23 protein-coding genes and 2 pseudogenes are annotated in these 16,783 nt (G+C 64.3%); 5 read left to right on the top strand and 20 right to left on the bottom strand.

Going from position 1 to position 16,783, the window contains the following annotated elements; all coding sequences use genetic code 11:
* Positions 1–11 precede the first annotated feature (11 nt).
* Positions 12–245 carry a microaggregate-binding protein 1 gene (mbp1, locus tag ACX9NE_RS22100; RefSeq protein ID WP_459363210.1) on the top strand — a complete coding sequence of 78 codons (234 nt, stop codon included), beginning with the start codon at positions 12–14 and terminating at the stop codon, positions 243–245.
* A 65-nt stretch (positions 246–310) separates the two neighbouring features.
* Here mbp1 and ACX9NE_RS22095 read toward each other — a convergent pair whose 3' ends face one another.
* From ACX9NE_RS22095 to ACX9NE_RS22070, 6 genes and pseudogenes are all read right to left on the bottom strand, one after another.
* Complete coding sequence (locus tag ACX9NE_RS22095) at positions 311–1,000, bottom strand: HAD family hydrolase (RefSeq protein WP_459363245.1); 690 nt, start codon at positions 998–1,000, stop codon at positions 311–313.
* On the bottom strand, positions 997–1,284 hold the full coding sequence (locus ACX9NE_RS22090) for a hypothetical protein (protein WP_459363209.1): 288 nt from the start codon (positions 1,282–1,284) through the stop codon (positions 997–999). Before ACX9NE_RS22090 ends, ACX9NE_RS22095 begins: the two co-directional genes overlap by 4 nt.
* 93 nt (positions 1,285–1,377) lie before the next feature.
* A pseudogene (locus ACX9NE_RS22085) lies at positions 1,378–2,054 on the bottom strand (UdgX family uracil-DNA binding protein).
* Positions 2,038–2,451, bottom strand: a complete 414-nt coding sequence (locus ACX9NE_RS22080) for a ChaB family protein (RefSeq protein WP_459363208.1) — start codon at positions 2,449–2,451, stop codon at positions 2,038–2,040. The pseudogene ACX9NE_RS22085 and the gene ACX9NE_RS22080 overlap by 17 nt, the downstream one beginning before the upstream one ends.
* Positions 2,452–2,467: 16 nt before the next feature.
* Entirely contained in the window at positions 2,468–3,022 is a 555-nt protein-coding gene (locus tag ACX9NE_RS22075; protein WP_459363207.1) for a DUF1360 domain-containing protein, read from the bottom strand.
* Between the two features lie 32 nt (positions 3,023–3,054).
* Positions 3,055–3,684 (bottom strand): flavodoxin family protein, encoded by a 630-nt coding sequence (locus ACX9NE_RS22070; RefSeq protein WP_459363206.1) that lies wholly within the window; start codon positions 3,682–3,684, stop codon positions 3,055–3,057.
* A gap of 51 nt (positions 3,685–3,735) precedes the next feature.
* Between ACX9NE_RS22070 and ACX9NE_RS22065 the strand changes: the two genes are divergently transcribed.
* Both ACX9NE_RS22065 and ACX9NE_RS22060 read left to right on the top strand, forming a co-directional pair.
* Positions 3,736–3,987, top strand: a complete 252-nt coding sequence (locus tag ACX9NE_RS22065; protein WP_459363205.1) for a hypothetical protein — start codon at positions 3,736–3,738, stop codon at positions 3,985–3,987.
* Positions 3,933–4,385, top strand: a pseudogene (locus tag ACX9NE_RS22060) (Orn/Lys/Arg family decarboxylase); the annotation flags it as partial. The gene ACX9NE_RS22065 and the pseudogene ACX9NE_RS22060, both read left to right, overlap by 55 nt.
* A gap of 4 nt (positions 4,386–4,389) precedes the next feature.
* Here ACX9NE_RS22060 and ACX9NE_RS22055 read toward each other — a convergent pair.
* Complete coding sequence (locus tag ACX9NE_RS22055; protein ID WP_459363204.1) at positions 4,390–4,776, bottom strand: MerR family transcriptional regulator; 387 nt, start codon at positions 4,774–4,776, stop codon at positions 4,390–4,392.
* A gap of 138 nt (positions 4,777–4,914) precedes the next feature.
* On the opposite strand from ACX9NE_RS22055, the gene ACX9NE_RS22050 reads away from it, so the two are divergent.
* Together ACX9NE_RS22050 and ACX9NE_RS22045 are read left to right on the top strand one after the other, a co-directional pair.
* Positions 4,915–5,334 (top strand): Hsp20/alpha crystallin family protein, encoded by a 420-nt coding sequence (locus tag ACX9NE_RS22050; protein WP_459363244.1) that lies wholly within the window; start codon positions 4,915–4,917, stop codon positions 5,332–5,334.
* 179 nt (positions 5,335–5,513) lie between these two features.
* Entirely contained in the window at positions 5,514–6,173 is a 660-nt protein-coding gene (locus ACX9NE_RS22045) for a PAS and ANTAR domain-containing protein (protein WP_459363203.1), read from the top strand.
* 8 nt (positions 6,174–6,181) lie between these two features.
* Here the strand turns inward: ACX9NE_RS22045 and ACX9NE_RS22040 are convergent, their stop codons facing one another.
* The 13 genes from ACX9NE_RS22040 to ACX9NE_RS21980 form a co-directional block, all read right to left on the bottom strand.
* Complete coding sequence (locus tag ACX9NE_RS22040) at positions 6,182–6,370, bottom strand: hypothetical protein (protein ID WP_459363202.1); 189 nt, start codon at positions 6,368–6,370, stop codon at positions 6,182–6,184.
* Positions 6,371–6,408: 38 nt separating this feature from the next.
* A complete protein-coding gene (locus tag ACX9NE_RS22035) occupies positions 6,409–7,305 on the bottom strand; it encodes a universal stress protein (RefSeq protein WP_459363201.1) in 897 nt (298 codons plus the stop codon).
* Between the two features lie 15 nt (positions 7,306–7,320).
* Positions 7,321–7,665, bottom strand: a complete 345-nt coding sequence (fdxA, locus tag ACX9NE_RS22030; RefSeq protein WP_459363200.1) for a ferredoxin — start codon at positions 7,663–7,665, stop codon at positions 7,321–7,323.
* Positions 7,666–7,749: 84 nt separating this feature from the next.
* A complete protein-coding gene (locus ACX9NE_RS22025) occupies positions 7,750–8,631 on the bottom strand; it encodes a universal stress protein (protein WP_459363199.1) in 882 nt (293 codons plus the stop codon).
* Positions 8,632–9,046: 415 nt separating this feature from the next.
* Complete coding sequence (locus ACX9NE_RS22020) at positions 9,047–9,313, bottom strand: hypothetical protein (protein ID WP_459363198.1); 267 nt, start codon at positions 9,311–9,313, stop codon at positions 9,047–9,049.
* Positions 9,310–9,927, bottom strand: coding sequence for an RNA polymerase sigma factor (locus ACX9NE_RS22015; RefSeq protein WP_459363197.1), 618 nt, complete (start codon positions 9,925–9,927; stop codon positions 9,310–9,312). The genes ACX9NE_RS22020 and ACX9NE_RS22015 overlap by 4 nt, the downstream gene beginning before the upstream one ends.
* Before the next feature lie 30 nt (positions 9,928–9,957).
* Complete coding sequence (locus ACX9NE_RS22010; RefSeq protein WP_459363196.1) at positions 9,958–11,025, bottom strand: acyl-CoA dehydrogenase; 1,068 nt, start codon at positions 11,023–11,025, stop codon at positions 9,958–9,960.
* A gap of 9 nt (positions 11,026–11,034) precedes the next feature.
* Positions 11,035–11,559 (bottom strand): OsmC family protein, encoded by a 525-nt coding sequence (locus ACX9NE_RS22005; RefSeq protein WP_459363195.1) that lies wholly within the window; start codon positions 11,557–11,559, stop codon positions 11,035–11,037.
* Between the two features lie 75 nt (positions 11,560–11,634).
* Entirely contained in the window at positions 11,635–12,483 is an 849-nt protein-coding gene (locus tag ACX9NE_RS22000; protein WP_459363194.1) for a DUF3097 domain-containing protein, read from the bottom strand.
* 73 nt (positions 12,484–12,556) lie between these two features.
* Positions 12,557–13,627, bottom strand: a complete 1,071-nt coding sequence (locus ACX9NE_RS21995) for an ABC transporter ATP-binding protein (protein ID WP_459363193.1) — start codon at positions 13,625–13,627, stop codon at positions 12,557–12,559.
* A 2-nt stretch (positions 13,628–13,629) separates the two neighbouring features.
* Positions 13,630–14,460, bottom strand: coding sequence for a carbohydrate ABC transporter permease (locus tag ACX9NE_RS21990; protein ID WP_459363192.1), 831 nt, complete (start codon positions 14,458–14,460; stop codon positions 13,630–13,632).
* On the bottom strand, positions 14,447–15,385 hold the full coding sequence (locus ACX9NE_RS21985; RefSeq protein ID WP_459363191.1) for a carbohydrate ABC transporter permease: 939 nt from the start codon (positions 15,383–15,385) through the stop codon (positions 14,447–14,449). The genes ACX9NE_RS21990 and ACX9NE_RS21985 overlap by 14 nt, the downstream gene beginning before the upstream one ends.
* Positions 15,382–16,704 carry an ABC transporter substrate-binding protein gene (locus ACX9NE_RS21980; protein WP_459363190.1) on the bottom strand — a complete coding sequence of 441 codons (1,323 nt, stop codon included), beginning with the start codon at positions 16,702–16,704 and terminating at the stop codon, positions 15,382–15,384. The genes ACX9NE_RS21985 and ACX9NE_RS21980 overlap by 4 nt, the downstream gene beginning before the upstream one ends.
* Positions 16,705–16,783: the final 79 nt, after the last annotated feature.

Here is a 16,783-nt window from a genome sequence, read left to right as displayed (position 1 = left end):
CAGGAGGAATCATGGCGGACAAGAGTGGCCCGCAAGAGGGCATTGAAGGCGTTGTCGAGGGCGTTAAGGGCAAGGCGAAGGAAGTCATCGGGGCCGTTACCGGCCGCGACGACGTAAAGCGCGAAGGCCAGGCCCAGCAGGACAAGGCCGACGCGCAGCGTGACGCTGCCAAGAAGGAAGCTGAAGCCGAAGCCGCTCGCGGTGGTGCCGAGGCAGCCGAGGAACGTCAGAAAGCCAACCAGTAGCTTGACGCGAGAATGGGTCCAGGCCGTTATCGGCCTGGACCCATTCATTTCAACGGACGGCGAGGCTAACCGGCCGACAGCTCCGCGATCCGCGTCCGCCCGATATTCCTCAGCAGTTCATCGGCATTCTCGAAAACCGCGCCGGCACCGGCATCTCGCAATTCCGAAGCAGATATGCCACCGCTGAGCATCCCAATACAGGACAGCTGGGCTCGGTTGCACGCTTCGGCATCCCAGATCGCATCGCCGACGAAGACTGCGCGGTCGGCGGTCACACCCGCGCGCTGCAGGGCGACATGGATGATGTCAGGCTTGGGCTTGGCGGTATCCACGTCGTCCGCTGAGGTAACGGCGGCGACCAGCTCGTCACTGTCGAGAACCTCACGTAGCAGCTTCAGTTCATCCTCTGGCGCGGAGGTGGCCAGCACCACTTCGAGGCCTAGATCCGCTACCCGCCTGAGCAAGTCACGAGCCCCGGGCAGCGGACGCAACAGCGGCGCGACTTCGCGGTAGTACCGCGAGTGGAGATCCTTCAGTCGCTTCTGGGTCTCATCGGGCGCATGGTCGGACAACGACGCGACCAGTGTCGACCCATCCATACCGATCGACCGGTGGATCCGCCACGCTTCGACCTCGATTCCCACTTCAGCAAATGCCCGCTGCCAGGCATCGATGTGCAGGTAATTGGAGTCGACCAGCGTGCCGTCGACGTCGAACAGCACCGCGGCCTGAGTTCCTTTGGCAGACAACGTCAGAATAGGATCGCGATAGCGGCGAAGTCGCCCAGCAGCAGGGCCAGTGCCACCACCGGGACGATCCAGCCCCGGCGGCGCCACGCGGTGAAGAACGAGGCCACGATCGTCACGCCGGCGACCACCGGAGCACCGTAGAAGAGCACGCCGTACACCACGCCGTCCGGCCCGAGGACCGGGCACTGCGCGGCGCTACACGCCGCCATGCTCATGGCCGCCCCGACGGCAAAGACCATCACCAGGGCGGCCAGCGGTACCGTGATTGCCGCCAGCAGCCAGTTGACCACCCCGCGGCGAGTACGGCCGTGCTCTGGTTTGCGATCAACCGTATCCCGTGTCGACTCTGCGGTTTCTTGGCTGCGCATGCTCATCAGAATCGACTACCCATGCTGATTATCCCGAAACATGCCCGGCAGAGCGGCGCTTGCCGTGCGCAGGTCGTCGACGAAGGCCTCGTAATTCTGTTTTCGTTGGGCACTCCGGTCGCGGAGCAACGCCGACGGGTGGACCGTTGCCATCAACACAGGCGCCGGATTAAAGCCGATATCAAGGGGCTTCTCGATGCGCTCTCCGCGGTGGGCTGTGATGCGAAACGCCGCGCCCAACAGCGATTGCGCGGCAGTTGCGCCCAGACAGAGGACCACCTGGGGCCTCACCGAGTCGATCTCGGCGATCAACCAGGGCCGACACGCGACAACTTCGGTGCGGCCCGGCTTCTCATGGATGCGCCGCTTGCCTACTCGCGTGAACTTGAAATGCTTGACGGCGTTGGTTTGATAGGTCAGCGCCGGGTCGATCTCGGCCTCTTCGAGGCGTGCCTGAGCAACCGGCCGGCCGGTCCCACGAAGGGCAGTCCCTGGCGGTCTTCTTGGTCCCCGGGTTGTTCACCGACGAGCATCAGTGGCGCTTCGGGTTTGCCGTGTCCGAAGACGGTCTGCGTCGCCTCCTCGAACAGCGCACAACCACGGCAGTCGGCCGCCGCTCGCTTCAGCGAACTCAGCAGCCGGTCACGCGGCAGAAAGTGCTGTGCGCCTGACTCTTCAACGCCTCTGGGCACGACGATTGCGCTTCTTGATCGCGTCCACCAATTCCGATTTTGTCATGGTTGAGCGGCCCCGCACGTCGAGCCGGCGGGCGATGTCCAGTAGGTGCTTCTTGCTCGCATTGGCGTCGACACCTTCCTCCGACGGCAGCGGGTTGTCGAGGCCGCCACGCTCGGCGCGCGCATCGGACGGCCCCTTCTCGTCTTTGGCTTCCCAGCGGTCGCCGACCTTTTCAAAGCTGTGTTTCACGGCGGCGTAGGCGACGCGGTGGGCCCGTTCCTCACTGCCGTACTGCTCGGCAGCCGCATCGTGGGCTTTAGCGAAAGTGCGTTGGGCCTTCGCGCTGGACCGCTTTAGCGTGCCTGGCAGTTCGTCCTTCTTCGCGGCACCGGTCTTGGTCGTCTTCGGCATGAAAACACCTCAGTTTTCAGGAACTTCGTGGATTCTCCGCCCACTGCTGGGCTATCGCGTAGCCGAGCTGCAGGAAGTCGGCACCCGCTAGGGCAGTGAATGTGCCGGCGACGAGGCGGGTGAACCCGGGCGCGAAGACCAGCCCGATCACGAATGCGGTTGCCGCCCACATGTCGAGACAGAGTGGGCACGTGAGCAACTCGCCCATGCTGTGCCGGAACTGGCTCGCGTTGCGGGTTTCCTCGTGCAACTCGGCGGGCCCGGCTGTACCGGCATACCTGGTAAATGGCGCACGCAGCGGGCTCGTGACGGCGTTCTTGCTCACGATCCGGGACAACTTATGGGTGCCCAGCGTTACGGTGATCAGGTCCTGAACATGCCAACGCACCGGTAGTCGGCGACCGGTCGCCACCGCCACCAGCGCCGTCGCTCCCACCAGGGTGGCGTAGACGGCGAGCACCAGCACGTACCCGCCCAGCGGCCGCGGATTGTCGCCACGGTATTCGTCGGCTTCCTGCCGTGCCCGGTCGGCGACTCCGGCGCCGGTTTTGTCGGTGGTCACTTCGGTCATGGAACTCCTCGAGAGCCTTCGGTAGGCGCAATCTACGCCTCGTACGGCGGGTAACTCGGTGTCTTCAACGTGCGGGCGAGGTGGGCTGCGTTGCGTGCCGCCGCAGCGGTGGCGGAGGCGATCTGGTCGGGTACCTCATCGAGGTCGTTGTAATCGGTGGCTTCCATTGCAGCACCGGTCCAGTACGTGCAACCCTGCGCGGGAATGCTGAATCCAATGTCGTTGAGCGCCTGGAAAAGATCCGCCACCACCTTGTGCGCGCCGTCCTCATTGCCGACCACGCTGACGATGGCGACCTTGCCAACCATCGCAGGTTTGCCGCTGTCATCGGTGTTGGACAACTCGGCGTCCAGGCGTTCCAGCACACGTTGAGTCACGCTGGACGGGTGTCCGAGCCACACCGGCGTGCTGACGAGGAGGATATCGGCATCAAGCACCTGGCGCCTGATGTGCGGCCACTCATCCCCGCCACCCATATCGTTCTCAACGCCTGGCGCGATGTCGTAGTCGACGCACCGCACGAGCTCACACTCGACCCCGGCCTTACCCAGTTCGACCGCTACATGCTGGGCGATCAATGCGCTGCTTGAGGCCGCTGGACTGGGTTTGAGGCTGCACACCAGACCAAGTGCGCGAACAGAAGTCTGAGGCTCGTCGCTCATGGCGAACTCATACCCGGCTTATGCCCCGGTAAACCGGGTACCCGCCGCCTCATGGACCAGTCTGAGGCCCCCCTGTTAGCGGCGCTGCGCGACTACCACCGCTGCGACCGCTACGGGTTCACGCCCCCGGGCCACCGCCAGGGCCGGGCCACCGATCCCCGCGTCATCGAGGTCCTGGGCAGGGAGCCGTTTCTCGACGACGTACTGGCCAGCAGGCGGTGGGACAGTGAGCGACACTTCTCCCACCGGGCTATCAGGCCGCCGACTGGCTACAGGCCAACTGCCAACTCGACCTCGGCCTGAGTGATCACCGCCGAATTCTGGCGACCATGTCCTTCGCCGACGACAAGGAAACCGCTGACCGGCTTGTTTCCGCGCTGACGCGGTGGCGCAAGGCCGCCCACAACTTTGACCGCCCGCCGGCAATTCAGTTGCCCTCGCCGGCTGGGTTGCAGCTGGAAACGGTGCAATTGCCGCGGGATGCCTACTTCGGGCCTACCGAGATGGTCAGCGCCGATCGCGCCGCCGGCCGCGTGGCCGCCGAACAGATCACCCCTTACCCGCCAGGCATTCCTGCGGTGGTCCCCGGCGAACGCCTGGACGCTGCGGTGATCGAGTACCTGCGGTCCGGGGTGGACGCAGGTATGACCCTGCCCGATCCCGCTGACCCGACCGCACACCAATTCCGCGTGGTCGCCTGAGGCGCTACGTCTTGCGCCGCGACCCGCGCCCGCGCGAGTTGTTCTCTGTCGCAGCCTTTTTGACGGCACCGCGCAGGGTGCGGTTGGCCGATTTCAAGTCACTGTTGACGGCCGTCAGTTCGGCATTGTCGTCCTCAAGGCTGAGAATACGGGCGATCCCGGCAAGATTGACCCCCGCGTCGACCAGCGCACTGATACGTCGAAGCCGGGCCAGGTCATCAGCGCTGTAACGACGCGTTCCGCCGTCACTGCGAGCCGGTGTGAGTAGCCCGTACCGTTCGTACAGGCGCAGCGACTGCACCGCGACGCCGGAAAGCTCAGCCGCGACCGAGATCCCGTACACGCCGTGATCAGACGCCGGGGGTGTCGCGTCGCCTGAACGATCGGTCATCGGGCATCTCCTCCCCAGTTGCTAAGAAACCTATCTATCACACTTGCACTCATCTGTCGATAGTGTTATAACAAATCTGTGTCACTTGACATAGAAATATACGACTTCAGACAGCAGAGGAGTAAAGAGGTGACTGCCATGCTGATGCGTACCGACCCGTTCCGCGAACTGGACCGTTTCGCCCAGCAAGTGCTCGGGACAGCCGCTCGTCCCGCGGTCATGCCGATGGACGCGTGGCGCGAGGGGGAAGAATTCGTCGTCGAATTCGATCTGCCCGGTATCGACGCCGACTCGCTCGACATCGACATCGAACGCAACGTCGTCACCGTGCGGGCCGAGCGACCGGCGGTCGACCCCGACCGGGAGATGCTGGCCTCGGAGAGGCCACGCGGAGTGTTCAGCCGCCAGCTGGTGCTTGGCGAAAATCTCGACACCGACCGGATCGCCGCTTCCTACGACGAAGGCGTCTTACGTCTGCGCGTCCCGGTTGCCGAGAAGGCCAAGCCACGCAAGATTTCGGTGGGCCGCAGCGAGACTCGCGAAGCCATCAATGCCTGAACGGCGGTGAGTAGCCAGCGGCCGCGGTGGCATTCGGCGTTCCGCGGCCGCTGCCGCTTACCGGGCTTGTCCGGGTGTCGCCACGGCAAGATATCTTGGAGCAACCCTCGGCGTTAGACATCCAGCGCCGCTTGCTCACATCTCGCGGCGCGCGCTCCACCCGAGGAGGCCATTTCGCGATGACCTGGAATCTTGACGGCCAGTCGGCCGCAGTCGAACAAGCACTTGCCGGCGGAACGCCGCAGCGGGTGGGTTCGTTTCGGTTCTACTTCGCCGACCAGCGTTGGGAGTGGTCGGAACAAGTCCAGCGGATGCACGGCTATGAGCCCGGCACGGTCACCCCGACCACGGAGCTGGTGCTGTCCCACAAGCATCCCGACGACTGCGGCCAAGTCGTGGCAACCGTCGACGACATTCTGCATAGTCGCTGCGCTTTCAGCACCCGCCACCGCATCACCGATACCGGCGGAAAGGAACACCACGTGGTGGTGGTCGGCGACCGCCTGGTCGACGAGCGCGGAACCGTCATCGGGACGCAAGGTTTCTACGTGGATGTCTCCCAAGAAGAACTCCGCCAAGACCTGGTCACCAAACGACTCGCCGAGATCGCCGAGAACCGTGCCGGTATCGAGCAGGCCAAGGGCATGCTGATGCTCGTGTACGGCATCGGTGAAGACGCGGCCTTCAATCTGCTCAAATGGCTGTCGCAGGAATCCAACGTCAAGCTCCGCCCGCTTGCTGAGCAGATCGCCGAGGACTTCCGTAGCGCCGGCCGGGCGATCGGTGCGCAGCCGGATTTCGACCAGCTACTGTTGACAGCGCATACTCGCGTCGGCTGAACCTGCGCCTAGCGCGACGCACCCTCGGTGTCGTCGAAGAACGACCACTCGCCGTCGGCATTCACCTCCATGCGCCAACCCAGCTCGGAGTTGTCGGCGACGGAGTCCACAAACCAGGCGTGCGCGTCATCGGCGCTCTCGATCTCTTTGGTGGCGACGACTTCGCCGCGGGGGTCGATCACTCTGAATTCAGCCATGCTTCTTGGGTTTCCCCAGTGGCCGCATTTCAACCGCGCTATCCGCGCGCGACGATCACCGGCATCCGGGTCGAGTGCACGATCGCGTTGCTGACCGAACCGAGGAGCATCCCGGAGAGAGCACCGCGACCGTGAGTGCCTACGACGACAAGCTGTGCCGACTCCGAACGCGCGACGAGTTGCCGCGCCGGGCGATCGCAGACGACCACTCGGCAGACCTTGACATCGGGATAGGTCTCCTGCCAGCCGGCCAGGCGTTCGGCGAGGGTGACTTCGGCCTCGTCCTTAACTTTCTCCCATTCCAACCCGGGCAACTCCACGACTTCGCGGTCGCTCCACGCGTGCAGCGCGATCAGCTCGACACCTCGCCGGGAGGCCTCGTCGAACGCCACCGCGGTAGCGTTCTCGGACGCTGGGGAGCCGTCGACACCCAGCAACACCGGCGCATGTCGGGGATCCGGCATCAAGGGATCCTCGTCGTGGATGACCGCGACCGGACAATACGCATGCCGCACCACGCTGGAACTCACCGAACCCATCAGCAACCGGGCGACCGCCCCCCGGCCTGCCGAACCTAGTGCCAGAATTGCTGCGTCCTTGGACATTTCAATCATCGTGGACACGGGAGTGGAGTGCACGAGTTCGGTCTTGATCGTCAGCTTACGGTCGGTCAGCGCTGCGTCTTCGGCGATTTTGACCGCCTCGGCTACGACCTTGCGACCTTCGTCTTCCTGCCACACTGCCCAGGTATCCGGGTACGGCATCGGCGGCCAGGTCGCCACGTCGGTGTTCACCACATGGACTATGGTCAGCGGGAGTTGTTTGAGCTCAGCGTCCCGCGCCGCCCAGACCACCGCCGCGTTGGACGCCGGAGAGCCGTCCACACCGACGAGGATCCCCAGTACTTTGTCGTGTCCCGTTGCGGCTGAGGTCATTTCGTTTACCTCCGGTCAGGAGCAGTTGGCCGGCATCGCTGCGATCATCGGGGTGTCGACGCCGATCCGGCCGAGCGCGCCCGCGCCCCCGGGGGTTCCCAGCGGTGCGTCCCGGCCCGGCAGGATCTGCTGGAAGAAGGCCGCGTTGTCCTCGAGGAACTGTAGCTCGTCCTCGGGCAGGTCGCCCTCCCAGTGGATCGCGTCGACGCGGCACGCCGGCTTGCACGCCCCACAGTCGACGCATTCTTCGGGATTGATGTACATCGTCCGGGCGCCCTCATAGATGCAGTCAACGGGGCACTCCTGTACGCACGACTTTTCAGCCACGTCCAAGCATTCCTTGCCGATCACATAGGTCATGTGCTTAGGCTACAAGGCGCCTCGGCCGACACCTTCGGTCCAAAGCCACTTCGAGCAGGGACCAAAGACCTTTTGCCGGAAGACCTAGGAACGCACCACGATCACCGGCACGTTGGCCGAGTGAACCACCGCAGAGCTGACCGAACCCAGCAGCATGCCCGGGAACCCGCCGCGGCCTCGACTTCCCACGACCACCAATTGAGCCCGTTCTGAAGCTTCGAGCAGCCATTTTGCCGGCGTGTCACACACCAGGGACCGCTCTACACGGACATCTGGGTACTGCTCTTGCCAACCCGCGAGGCGCTCGGCGAGTACTTCTTGCCCTTGACTTTCGCGATCATGCCAATCCATCCCCAGAACCGGAAACACCCCGACGTCGCTCCAGGCGTGCAAAGCCACCAAATCCACACCTCGGCGCGAGGCCTCGTCAAACGCCAAGGCTGTTGCGGCTTCTGATGCCGGCGAACCGTCGATGCCCACCAGGACCGCGCCCTCGGGATCCGGAACGGCGTCCTCTCCGGAACGGACGACGGCCACCGGACAGTGGGCATGTTGGACGAGGGCCGAGCTGACCGAGCCCAACAACAAGCGACCGAGTGCACCGATGCCCTGGCTTCCTACTACGACCAGTTGAGCCTGCTTGGACGCCTCGACGAGCGCGGATACCGCGTTGGCATAGACGATTTCGGCGCGGACCTCCGGTATCTGGGATCCATCCGAGGCTTTTGACGCCGTCTCACGTGCGTCAGCAACCACGCTGTCCGCGATATCTTGCTGCCAGTCGGGCATTTCCCTGTAGAGTTGCCCGACCGGCCAGCCGACAACGATCGGCGCGACCGCATGCAGCAACGTCAGCGGTACCCCATGCAGAACCGCCTCACGGGTGGCCCACGTGATGGCGGCGGCGGATTCCGCCGAACCATCGACAGCCACCAGGATTCCGTATTTCGTTGTTTCCGCTGACATTACATGCTCCTTGCCGTTGCAGACCTCATCCTACGAGGCCGGATGGCGTCGGTGTAGGGGTCTAAAGACTCTTCCTTCCATCGGTGCGTCAAGTGGCATCCGCAGCAACATAGTTTGACCGAGTTCTGTTCGCGGATAACAGAATTAGCGGTATGAGTTATTTGGGACGGATGGTGTTGTAGGCGCGGGCGCGTCGGCGGATTGACATCATCGGTACGCGGGGGCTGTCCAGGGGTGGTGTGGTAGTGGGGTGTAGCGCTGTGCCGGGGTGGCACAAGGCGGGAGAGAGCAACCGGCTGAAGGGGCGGGCGGTGCAGGTGAATCGCACATAATTTCGAGTACTCGTGAGTCGGCACCGCCACCACCACCGCGTCAGAACCGCGCCTGTGAGCGAGCGAGCCGGGTTGCAGGTCGCTCAGGCGTCGCCGTTCTTCAGATCGGTGATCGCGTTGATGACTCCGCTGATCTGCCCGTCGCTGAGCTTTTCGCCGTCATGGACGTGACTGAGCAGCACCTTGAGGTCGAGCATCTGTTGCAGATAGACCAGGCACGGCGGACAGTCTTCGAGATGTTTGGCCACGATTGCTCCCCACTGCCGCGGATCGGACTCCATCAATTCGTCGACGAGCCTGACGAATTCGACGCAGTCGATGGCGGGCACGGTGTTGTCGTAGACGGTCATCGTTGATACCGCCTTTCCAATTGACTTCGGAGGTTTCCCCGGGCGCGATACATCAGTGCGCGCTGCGCCTCCGCAGAGAGTTCGAGAACCTCCGACGCCTCTTCCGAGGACATACCGATGAGGTCTCGCAGGATGATCAGTTGCCGCTGCCGCGGCGGCAGGGCGTTCAACGCTGCGTGTACGTAACCCACCAATTCGCGCGTGACCGTCTGATCCTCCGGCAGGAACCGACACGACGGTGGCAGGCTCCAGTGCCCGGCATCAGGATGGCCGGGCGGATGCATCCGGCCGGCCAGTGGGTCGACATCCTCGGTCGCCAGCAACTCGTGCTCGCGTATCCGCGACTCCCGGCTTCGGTGACGCGACACGGTGTGCTTGACGATTCCGAACAGCCAGGTGGCCACCGACGAGCGCCCCTCGAAGGCGTCCGACGACCTGATCACCTGGACCCACGCCTCTTGAACAGCTTCCTCGGCGATCGCTGCCGAACTCACCATCGTGCAGGCGAAATTGACCATCGGCCGGTGGTAGTCACGGACCAGGTCGGCCAGCGGAATGCCGCCGACCAGGCGCTCGGGTTCCGTCCCGTCAAGAGGCGCTACAGCCGGAGTCACCGTTGACTCAGGCCTTCGCGCGCCGTCGCGTCACATGCATCCGCCTAGTTCCCAACGTAGTTGGGCCTCCGACGGTGACTGCACCGGAATGAACGCCGCTTCCCGGTAGCGCCGGCTCGCGGGTGTTTTACTCGCGTACCCTTTGCCACCGGCTGTGCGCACCTCCAACGCGGCACTCGCACTGGCGATCTCGGCCGCAGCGAGCCGGAGAGACAACAGTTCCTTCTTGCTCGGTGGTTGCGGTCCCCCGACCGCAGCCGCCAGACCTGCCAGCGTCGTCTGAGCCCGGGCGAGCCGGTCCGCGAGGTCGTCGACCTCGGCGGTGAAGACCGCGTTCACGCCGTTGAGCCCGATCCGGGCCTGCTTCACCGTCGTCTCAGCCAGGCCGACGCACATGGCCGACTGCAGGATCAGGAAGGTGGGGCGAACGGCACAGAGGAACTCTTCGAAGGCAGTCGACAACACCTGCTCCTCCGGGACGAATACGTCTTTCAGGTTCAGATACGACGAGGCCGTGCTGTCCATCGCCAGCAACTTGAAGTGGTCGCCCACCGTGACTCCGGCGCTGCCCAGCGGCAGGGCAACAATCAACTTCTCACCACGATCGGTCGCTACCGCAGTGACCAACATTGAGTCGTGATAGAGATTGGACGCCCACCGGATCGCACCGTTGATGTGGTAGCCGCCCGGCACCGTGTTCGCCGTCAATTCGAGCTCACCGCAGCCGGCCAATTCTTTGAAGGCGGCCGCCATCCCGGTCACCCCCAACGAGGTGCCGGCCGACAACGCCTCGGCAGCGGTCACACTGAAAGGCGTTGCGGCACTAAGGAGGTACTCCAACGTCAGCCGGTTCGCCCACACCGCGAATCCGGTGCTCATGCACTCGCCGGATATCAGCCTGATCACGTTGACCATGTCAGGCAGCTTGCCGTCGGCGTTGCCTGGCGCGCCCAGGCCGAGCAGTCCCGCGGCACCGAGGCCGGGGAAGCTGCGACGGGCGGTCGCCTCGCCGCGGTCCAACGCGCCGGCGTTGGCCCGGATGTCCGCCATCAGCTCCGAATCGAGTAATTCGACGACGGGATCAGTCGTTGTGGTCATCGTGTCTGCCTAACCGATGGAGAGCGCGGAGTCGACGGTTACGGGACGCCTGAATGTGTTGACAACCGGCGACCACGCGATGGCATTGTGGTGGATCTCCCGCAGCGTCGCATCGTCAGCGTCGCCCGCCAGAGTCACGTTGCAGCGCACTGCGGTGAAGCCGAGGATCTTGCCGTCGGGTGTGTCACCGACGCCCCACACCGCGGAGATGTCGATGTCGCCTTCCATCTCGACCTCGATCTTCGTCAGAGTCACGCCGCGGTGGGTGGCGTTGGCCAGCAGTCCGACCGAGATGCACGATCCCAGCGCCGCCAGGCAGGTTTCGGAAGGGTTGGGTGCCGAGTCGTCGCCGAGCAGGGCCGGCGGTTCGCCGACCAGCATCGGAGCGAGGTCACGCACGTAGGTCATATTGCGGAAGCCGGCCTCACAGACGGTCTTCGCCTTCAGGGTCTTCTTTCCGGTGGCGGGGTCGGCCTTGGCGTTACACGACAGCCGGTCCAGACCCTCAGCATCGATGACGAGCGCGTTCGTCATGCACTTCCTCCAGTTCTCTGCATAGGTGCGGTCACAGCATTAGTGCCGCACGCAGTGGCGAACGTGACGGTGAGCTCAATCACAGCGCTCTTCCGCCGGTAGCGTCACGAAATCGATAAGTTCCTCGACCCGTCCGATCAGCGCCGGTTCCAGGTCATTCCAATCGCGGACCTTCGACCGGATGCGCCGCCAGGCCGCAGCAATGTCGGCCTGATCCGCGTGCGGCCAGCCGAGCGCCTGGCAGATGCCGTGCTTCCACGCGATGTGACGCGGCACCGCCGGCCACGCCGTCAGTCCGAGCCGCTGAGGCTTGACGGCCTGCCAGATGTCCACGTAGGGATGCCCGACGACCAGGGTGTCGGCTCCCCCGGGACCCTTGCGTACCGCGTCGGCAATACGCGACTCCTTCGAACCCGGCACGAGATGGTCGACCAGCACGCCCAGACGGCAACCCGGCCCGGGCCGGAATTCCTTGACGATTCCGACCAGGTCGTCGACGCCGCCGAGGTGTTCGACGACGACGCCCTCGATCTTGAGGTCTTCACCCCAGACCTGGGCGATGAGTTCTGCGTCGTGGCGGCCCTCGACGTAAATCCTCCCGGCACGGGCGACCCGGGCCCGAACCCCCTTCACCGCGACTGATCCCGACGCCGTGCGGGTAGGGGTGGCGGTCCCCGACCGCCGCGGCGGAGTGAGGATCACCGGTTGACCGTCAAGCAGGTAGCCCGGTCCCAACGGGAACCCACGCGTCTTGCCGTGCCGGTCCTCGAGGTCGACGCGGCCGTATTCGACGCGGACCACCGCGCCAACGTAACCCGTCTGCGCGTCCTCGACCACCATGCCAAGCTCTACCTGGTGCTCAACCGAGCGGGGCTTGCGCGGCGGGCCGCCGGCCAGTACATCGTTTCCATAGCGGTCAGACACTCGGTCATACTAGGAAGCCCGAGCCGGGATCAGGGCCGCGGCGCGCCGCCGCACGGTCGAAATTGGTTGTAAGTCAGGATATTCGATGTCCGTCGGTACCGAAGAAGTGCAGGTGCCCGGGCTGCGGGTGCAGGTGCACGCGGCTGCCTCTCCCGGGCGGGTCGCGACCATCGGTGCGGGCGATGACAGGCTTGCTCACCACCGTGTCGGCTCCGGCGATCCGGCCGTAGAGGTATGCGTCTGCGCCCAGTTCTTCGACTACGTCGACCTCCATCTCGACGCCGATGCTGCCGAGTTCGAAGTGCTCGGGACGTACCCCTACGACGATTTCGTCAGCGGCGCCTGCGATCTCGCGCGGCACCTCGATGACGAAGTCACCCAGCGACACGGCGGAGTCGACGACGGGAACGGTGAACAGGTTCATCGCGGGCGACCCGATGAACCCGGCGACGAAGACGTTTCCCGGGTTGCGGTAGAGCTCGCGCGGTGCGGCACATTGTTGGAGTATCCCGTCGCACAGCACTGCGACCCGGTCACCCATCGTCATGGCTTCGATCTGATCGTGGGTGACGTACACCGTGGTGGTCCCGAGTTGGCGTTGCAATGCCGCAATCTGGTTGCGGGTCTGCACCCGCAGTTTGGCGTCCAGGTTCGACAGGGGCTCGTCCATGAGAAAAACCTGCGGGCGGCGCACGATCGCCCGTCCCATCGCCACCCGCTGCCGTTGCCCTCCGGACAGGTCTTTGGGCTTGCGGTCCAGATACCGCTCCAAGTCCAGCATCTGCGCCGCGGCCAAGACACGTTCGCGGATCTGGGTTTTCGGGGTTTTGGCGACCTTGAGCGCAAAGCCCATATTCTGCGCCACGGTCATGTGCGGGTAGAGCGCGTAGTTCTGAAACACCATCGCGACGTCGCGGTCCTTGGGATCGAGCTTGGTGACATCGCGCTCGCCGATCCGGATGCGTCCGGAATCCAGGCTTTCCAGTCCGGCCAGCATCCGCAGCGACGTCGTCTTGCCGCATCCGGACGGTCCGACCAGGACCATGAACTCGCCGTCGCCGACATCGAGATCCAGTCGATCCAGGGCCGCTCGATCGGTGCCGGGGTAGCGCCGTGTCGCCTGCTCGAAGCTCACCGAGGCCACGGCTAACCACCCATTCCGGTCACGACGATGCCGCGTACGAACGAGCGCTGGGCGAACGCGTACACCATGACCAGCGGCAGCAGGATCAGCATCGAGGTCGCCATCAATACGGGCCAGCGGGCCACGTATTCGCCGCGGAGCCGGACCAACCCGAGCGTCAACGTGGCGAGGCTGCTGCGTTGGATCATCAACAACGGCCACAGAAAGTCGTTCCACACGCTGACCCAGGTCAGCACCGCCAAAACCATCACCGCGGGCCTGGCGTGCGGCAGCAGAATGCGCCAGTAGATCTGCCACGGCGAACACCCGTCGAGAATCGCCGCCTCCTCGAGATCGGTCGGCAGGGTGCGGAAGAACTGCCGCATCAGGTAGGTGCCGAATGCGCTACCGAACAAACCCGGCACGATCATAGCCCAGGGCGTGTCTACCCAGCCCAGGGTCCGCATCACGATGAACTGCGGAATCACGGTCACCGTCAGCGGCACCATCAACGTACCCAGATAGAACAGGAACAGGGTGTCCCTGCCACGAAAGTCCAACCGCGCGAATGCATATCCCGCCAGAGAACAGAACACCACCTGGCCGCACGTGACGCATCCGGCATAGAGAACGGTGTTGAGGAACATGCGCCAGAACGGCATCAGGTCGAACACCGTCGTGTAGTTCGAAAACTGAGGGCTGGACGGGAACAAACTGGGTTCGCTGATCTCGCCCTCCTTTTTCAGGGACCCCGAGAGCGCCCACAGGATGGGAAACAACGCGCACCAGGCAACCAGGATCAGCGCGGCGTAAGACGCGGCAGCGCGGAACACGGCGCGTCTAGCCGAGACCACGGGACGCTTCCCAGGTACGGCGGCGGGTGCCGCGCAACTGCAGCACCGTCAGCACGAGCAGGATGGCGAACATCACCCACGCGAGAGCGGATGCATAACCGAATTCCAGGAACGAGAACGCGTGCTGAAAAAGCATGATGCCCAGGACGTAGGTACCGGTTTCGGGTCCGCCGTTAGCACCGGTGAGCACGTAGACGAGGTCGAAAGCCTGGAACGCGTGGATGATCGAGATGACCACTACGAACGACATCGCACCGCGGACCAGCGGAACCGTAATGAACGCGAACTGGCGGATCTCGCCCGCGCCGTCGATTCGGGCTGCCTCATAAACCGTTTCGGGAATGCCCTGCATCGCGGCGAGCAGTACCACGGTCGCGAACGGAACGCTGCGCCACACGCCGACCATGCACAACGACACCATGGCCCAGTGCGGTTCGACCAGCCACGGAATCGGGCCGATACCGACCCAGCCGAGCATGATGTTGAGCAACCCGTTGTCAGTGTTGAACACGAACTGCCACACCACCGCCATGACGACCGATGAAATCGCCAGTGGCACAAAGACGATGGTCCGAAAGACCGCTATTCCCCGGACTTTCCGGTTGAGCACGCCGGCGACCACCAGGCTGATCAGGACGGTGGGCACAACGGTCCCCACGGTGTAGATCACACTATTGCGCAACGCGATCAGAAACAGCGGATCCGAGGTGAACAGGTGACGGAAGTTGTCCATGCCGACAAACGTGGCCGGGGTGAACACGTCCCACCTGTGGACGCTCATGTAGAGCGAAAAGCCGAGCGGGAACAGCATGAAAACGAGCACCGCAGCCAAGTTCGGTGCGATGAAAAGCCTTCCGGCCCAATCCCGTCGGCGCCAAGGGCGGATCCTTCCGGACCCTGCTGCGGGTGCTTCGACTGCGGTCATGGATTGCGCAGCACCTCGTCGACGGCCCGCGACAGTCCGCTGAGCGAACTCGCCGGGCGCGCACCGCGCAGCACCGGTCCGAAGTTGCGGTCCATCAAGGCGACCACCTTCTCCCATGCCGGTGTGATCGGCAGGCCTACCGAAACCGCCCGTCCCTCGGTCAGCACGGCCAGGTTACCGATCCTGCGGTGTGCGTCCTCGAATCCTTGGGAGTGGATCGCGGACCGCAGCACCGGCACGAACAATCGCGATTCACCGATCAATGCCTGGCCGACCGGGCCGCTGGCGAACTTGACGAACTCCCACGCCTGCTCCTTCCGCTTGCTGCTCGCCGCGATAGCCAGACCCGTGACGCCGATGTTCGAGCAGGCGGTTTGCCCGCGCGGCCCCAATGGCAAGGGTGCGACATCGAAATCCAGTCCGTCGGCGCGGTCGAACGTCTGATATCGCCAGTGTCCACCCAGCGCGATAGCCGCCCTGCCCGCGGAGAACAGGTCAGCGTTGGACATCGACTGCTGGTCAGAGGCGCTGGGCGAGACCCTGTACTTGTTGATCAGGTCGGCGTAGAACTGCACCGCCTCGACGAAGGCGTCGTCGTCGAAATTGAGGTGGGTCGGGTTGGTCCGCGGGGACGACCACCTCACGCCGTTGTTCATGGCGAACAGGCCGGCCGAATAGAACGACACCCAGGCGTTGACGAACCCCCACTGCGTGACCCGTCCGGAAGTCTCCCGTCTGGTGAGGGCCCGGGCTGCGTCCAGGAAGTCTGCGAAGCTCCACGCCTGCTGCCAGGTACCCGGCGGCGGGCTCAGCCCGGCGGCATCGAAGATCGCCTTGTTATAGAACAAGAAGTTGCCCGACCATTGCTCCGGCAATGCGTACTGGCCGCCATGGGGGCCGGCCGGGTAGGTGAATGTCCGGTACAACGCGTCGATGCTGTCCGCCCTGAGCTGCTCGGCAAAGACCTGGTCACGCGCCAACAGCGAATTGAGGTCCAGTAGCACGCCCCGGTCGGCGAGTTCGGCGTAGGTGAGTTCCCAGGTCATCAACACATCCGGACACTTGCCGCCCGCACAGAACGTCGACAACTGCTGCATCACTCCGGGTCCGGACAGCAGCGGCCGGACCTTGATGTCGGGGTGCCGGCGCTGGAACTCGTTGACCACCCGCATCCGCGGGCGAACCTCGTCCGGGTTCGCCGCGAAGAAAAAGGTCAGCGCGTCGTCATCGTCAGAGGCGCACCCGGCGGCCCACGGCGCCAGCGCGAACGCCCCGGCGCCTCGTAGCAGGCTGCGCCGCCCGAATGACTTCTCGATCATCGCGCTCCCGGATCCCAGTCCGCTGCCGCCCACCCGCGGCGGTACCTGATCTACTTCTTAGTCGAGAGTCCCGTGGTCT

The organism is Mycobacterium sp. ML4 (assembly GCF_054515735.1).
Note: the sequence above shows the minus strand (reverse complement) of the source record. Positions and strands in the feature narration are given on the sequence as shown.

Excerpts from the sequence above, each read along its gene's own strand:
- mbp1 (WP_459363210.1), top strand. The coding sequence starts at position 12 with ATGGCGGACAAGAGTGGCCCGCAAGAGGGCATTGAAGGCGTTGTCGAG.
- ACX9NE_RS22080 (WP_459363208.1), bottom strand. The coding sequence starts at position 2,451 with ATGCCGAAGACGACCAAGACCGGTGCCGCGAAGAAGGACGAACTGCCA.
- ACX9NE_RS22075 (WP_459363207.1), bottom strand. The coding sequence starts at position 3,022 with ATGACCGAAGTGACCACCGACAAAACCGGCGCCGGAGTCGCCGACCGG.
- ACX9NE_RS22070 (WP_459363206.1), bottom strand. The coding sequence starts at position 3,684 with ATGAGCGACGAGCCTCAGACTTCTGTTCGCGCACTTGGTCTGGTGTGC.
- ACX9NE_RS22065 (WP_459363205.1), top strand. The coding sequence starts at position 3,736 with ATGGACCAGTCTGAGGCCCCCCTGTTAGCGGCGCTGCGCGACTACCAC.
- ACX9NE_RS22055 (WP_459363204.1), bottom strand. The coding sequence starts at position 4,776 with ATGACCGATCGTTCAGGCGACGCGACACCCCCGGCGTCTGATCACGGC.
- ACX9NE_RS22050 (WP_459363244.1), top strand. The coding sequence starts at position 4,915 with ATGCTGATGCGTACCGACCCGTTCCGCGAACTGGACCGTTTCGCCCAG.
- ACX9NE_RS22045 (WP_459363203.1), top strand. The coding sequence starts at position 5,514 with ATGACCTGGAATCTTGACGGCCAGTCGGCCGCAGTCGAACAAGCACTT.
- ACX9NE_RS22040 (WP_459363202.1), bottom strand. The coding sequence starts at position 6,370 with ATGGCTGAATTCAGAGTGATCGACCCCCGCGGCGAAGTCGTCGCCACC.
- ACX9NE_RS22035 (WP_459363201.1), bottom strand. The coding sequence starts at position 7,305 with ATGACCTCAGCCGCAACGGGACACGACAAAGTACTGGGGATCCTCGTC.
- fdxA (WP_459363200.1), bottom strand. The coding sequence starts at position 7,665 with ATGACCTATGTGATCGGCAAGGAATGCTTGGACGTGGCTGAAAAGTCG.
- ACX9NE_RS22025 (WP_459363199.1), bottom strand. The coding sequence starts at position 8,631 with ATGTCAGCGGAAACAACGAAATACGGAATCCTGGTGGCTGTCGATGGT.
- ACX9NE_RS22020 (WP_459363198.1), bottom strand. The coding sequence starts at position 9,313 with ATGACCGTCTACGACAACACCGTGCCCGCCATCGACTGCGTCGAATTC.
- ACX9NE_RS22010 (WP_459363196.1), bottom strand. The coding sequence starts at position 11,025 with ATGACCACAACGACTGATCCCGTCGTCGAATTACTCGATTCGGAGCTG.
- ACX9NE_RS22005 (WP_459363195.1), bottom strand. The coding sequence starts at position 11,559 with ATGACGAACGCGCTCGTCATCGATGCTGAGGGTCTGGACCGGCTGTCG.
- ACX9NE_RS21985 (WP_459363191.1), bottom strand. The coding sequence starts at position 15,385 with ATGACCGCAGTCGAAGCACCCGCAGCAGGGTCCGGAAGGATCCGCCCT.
- ACX9NE_RS21980 (WP_459363190.1), bottom strand. The coding sequence starts at position 16,704 with ATGATCGAGAAGTCATTCGGGCGGCGCAGCCTGCTACGAGGCGCCGGG.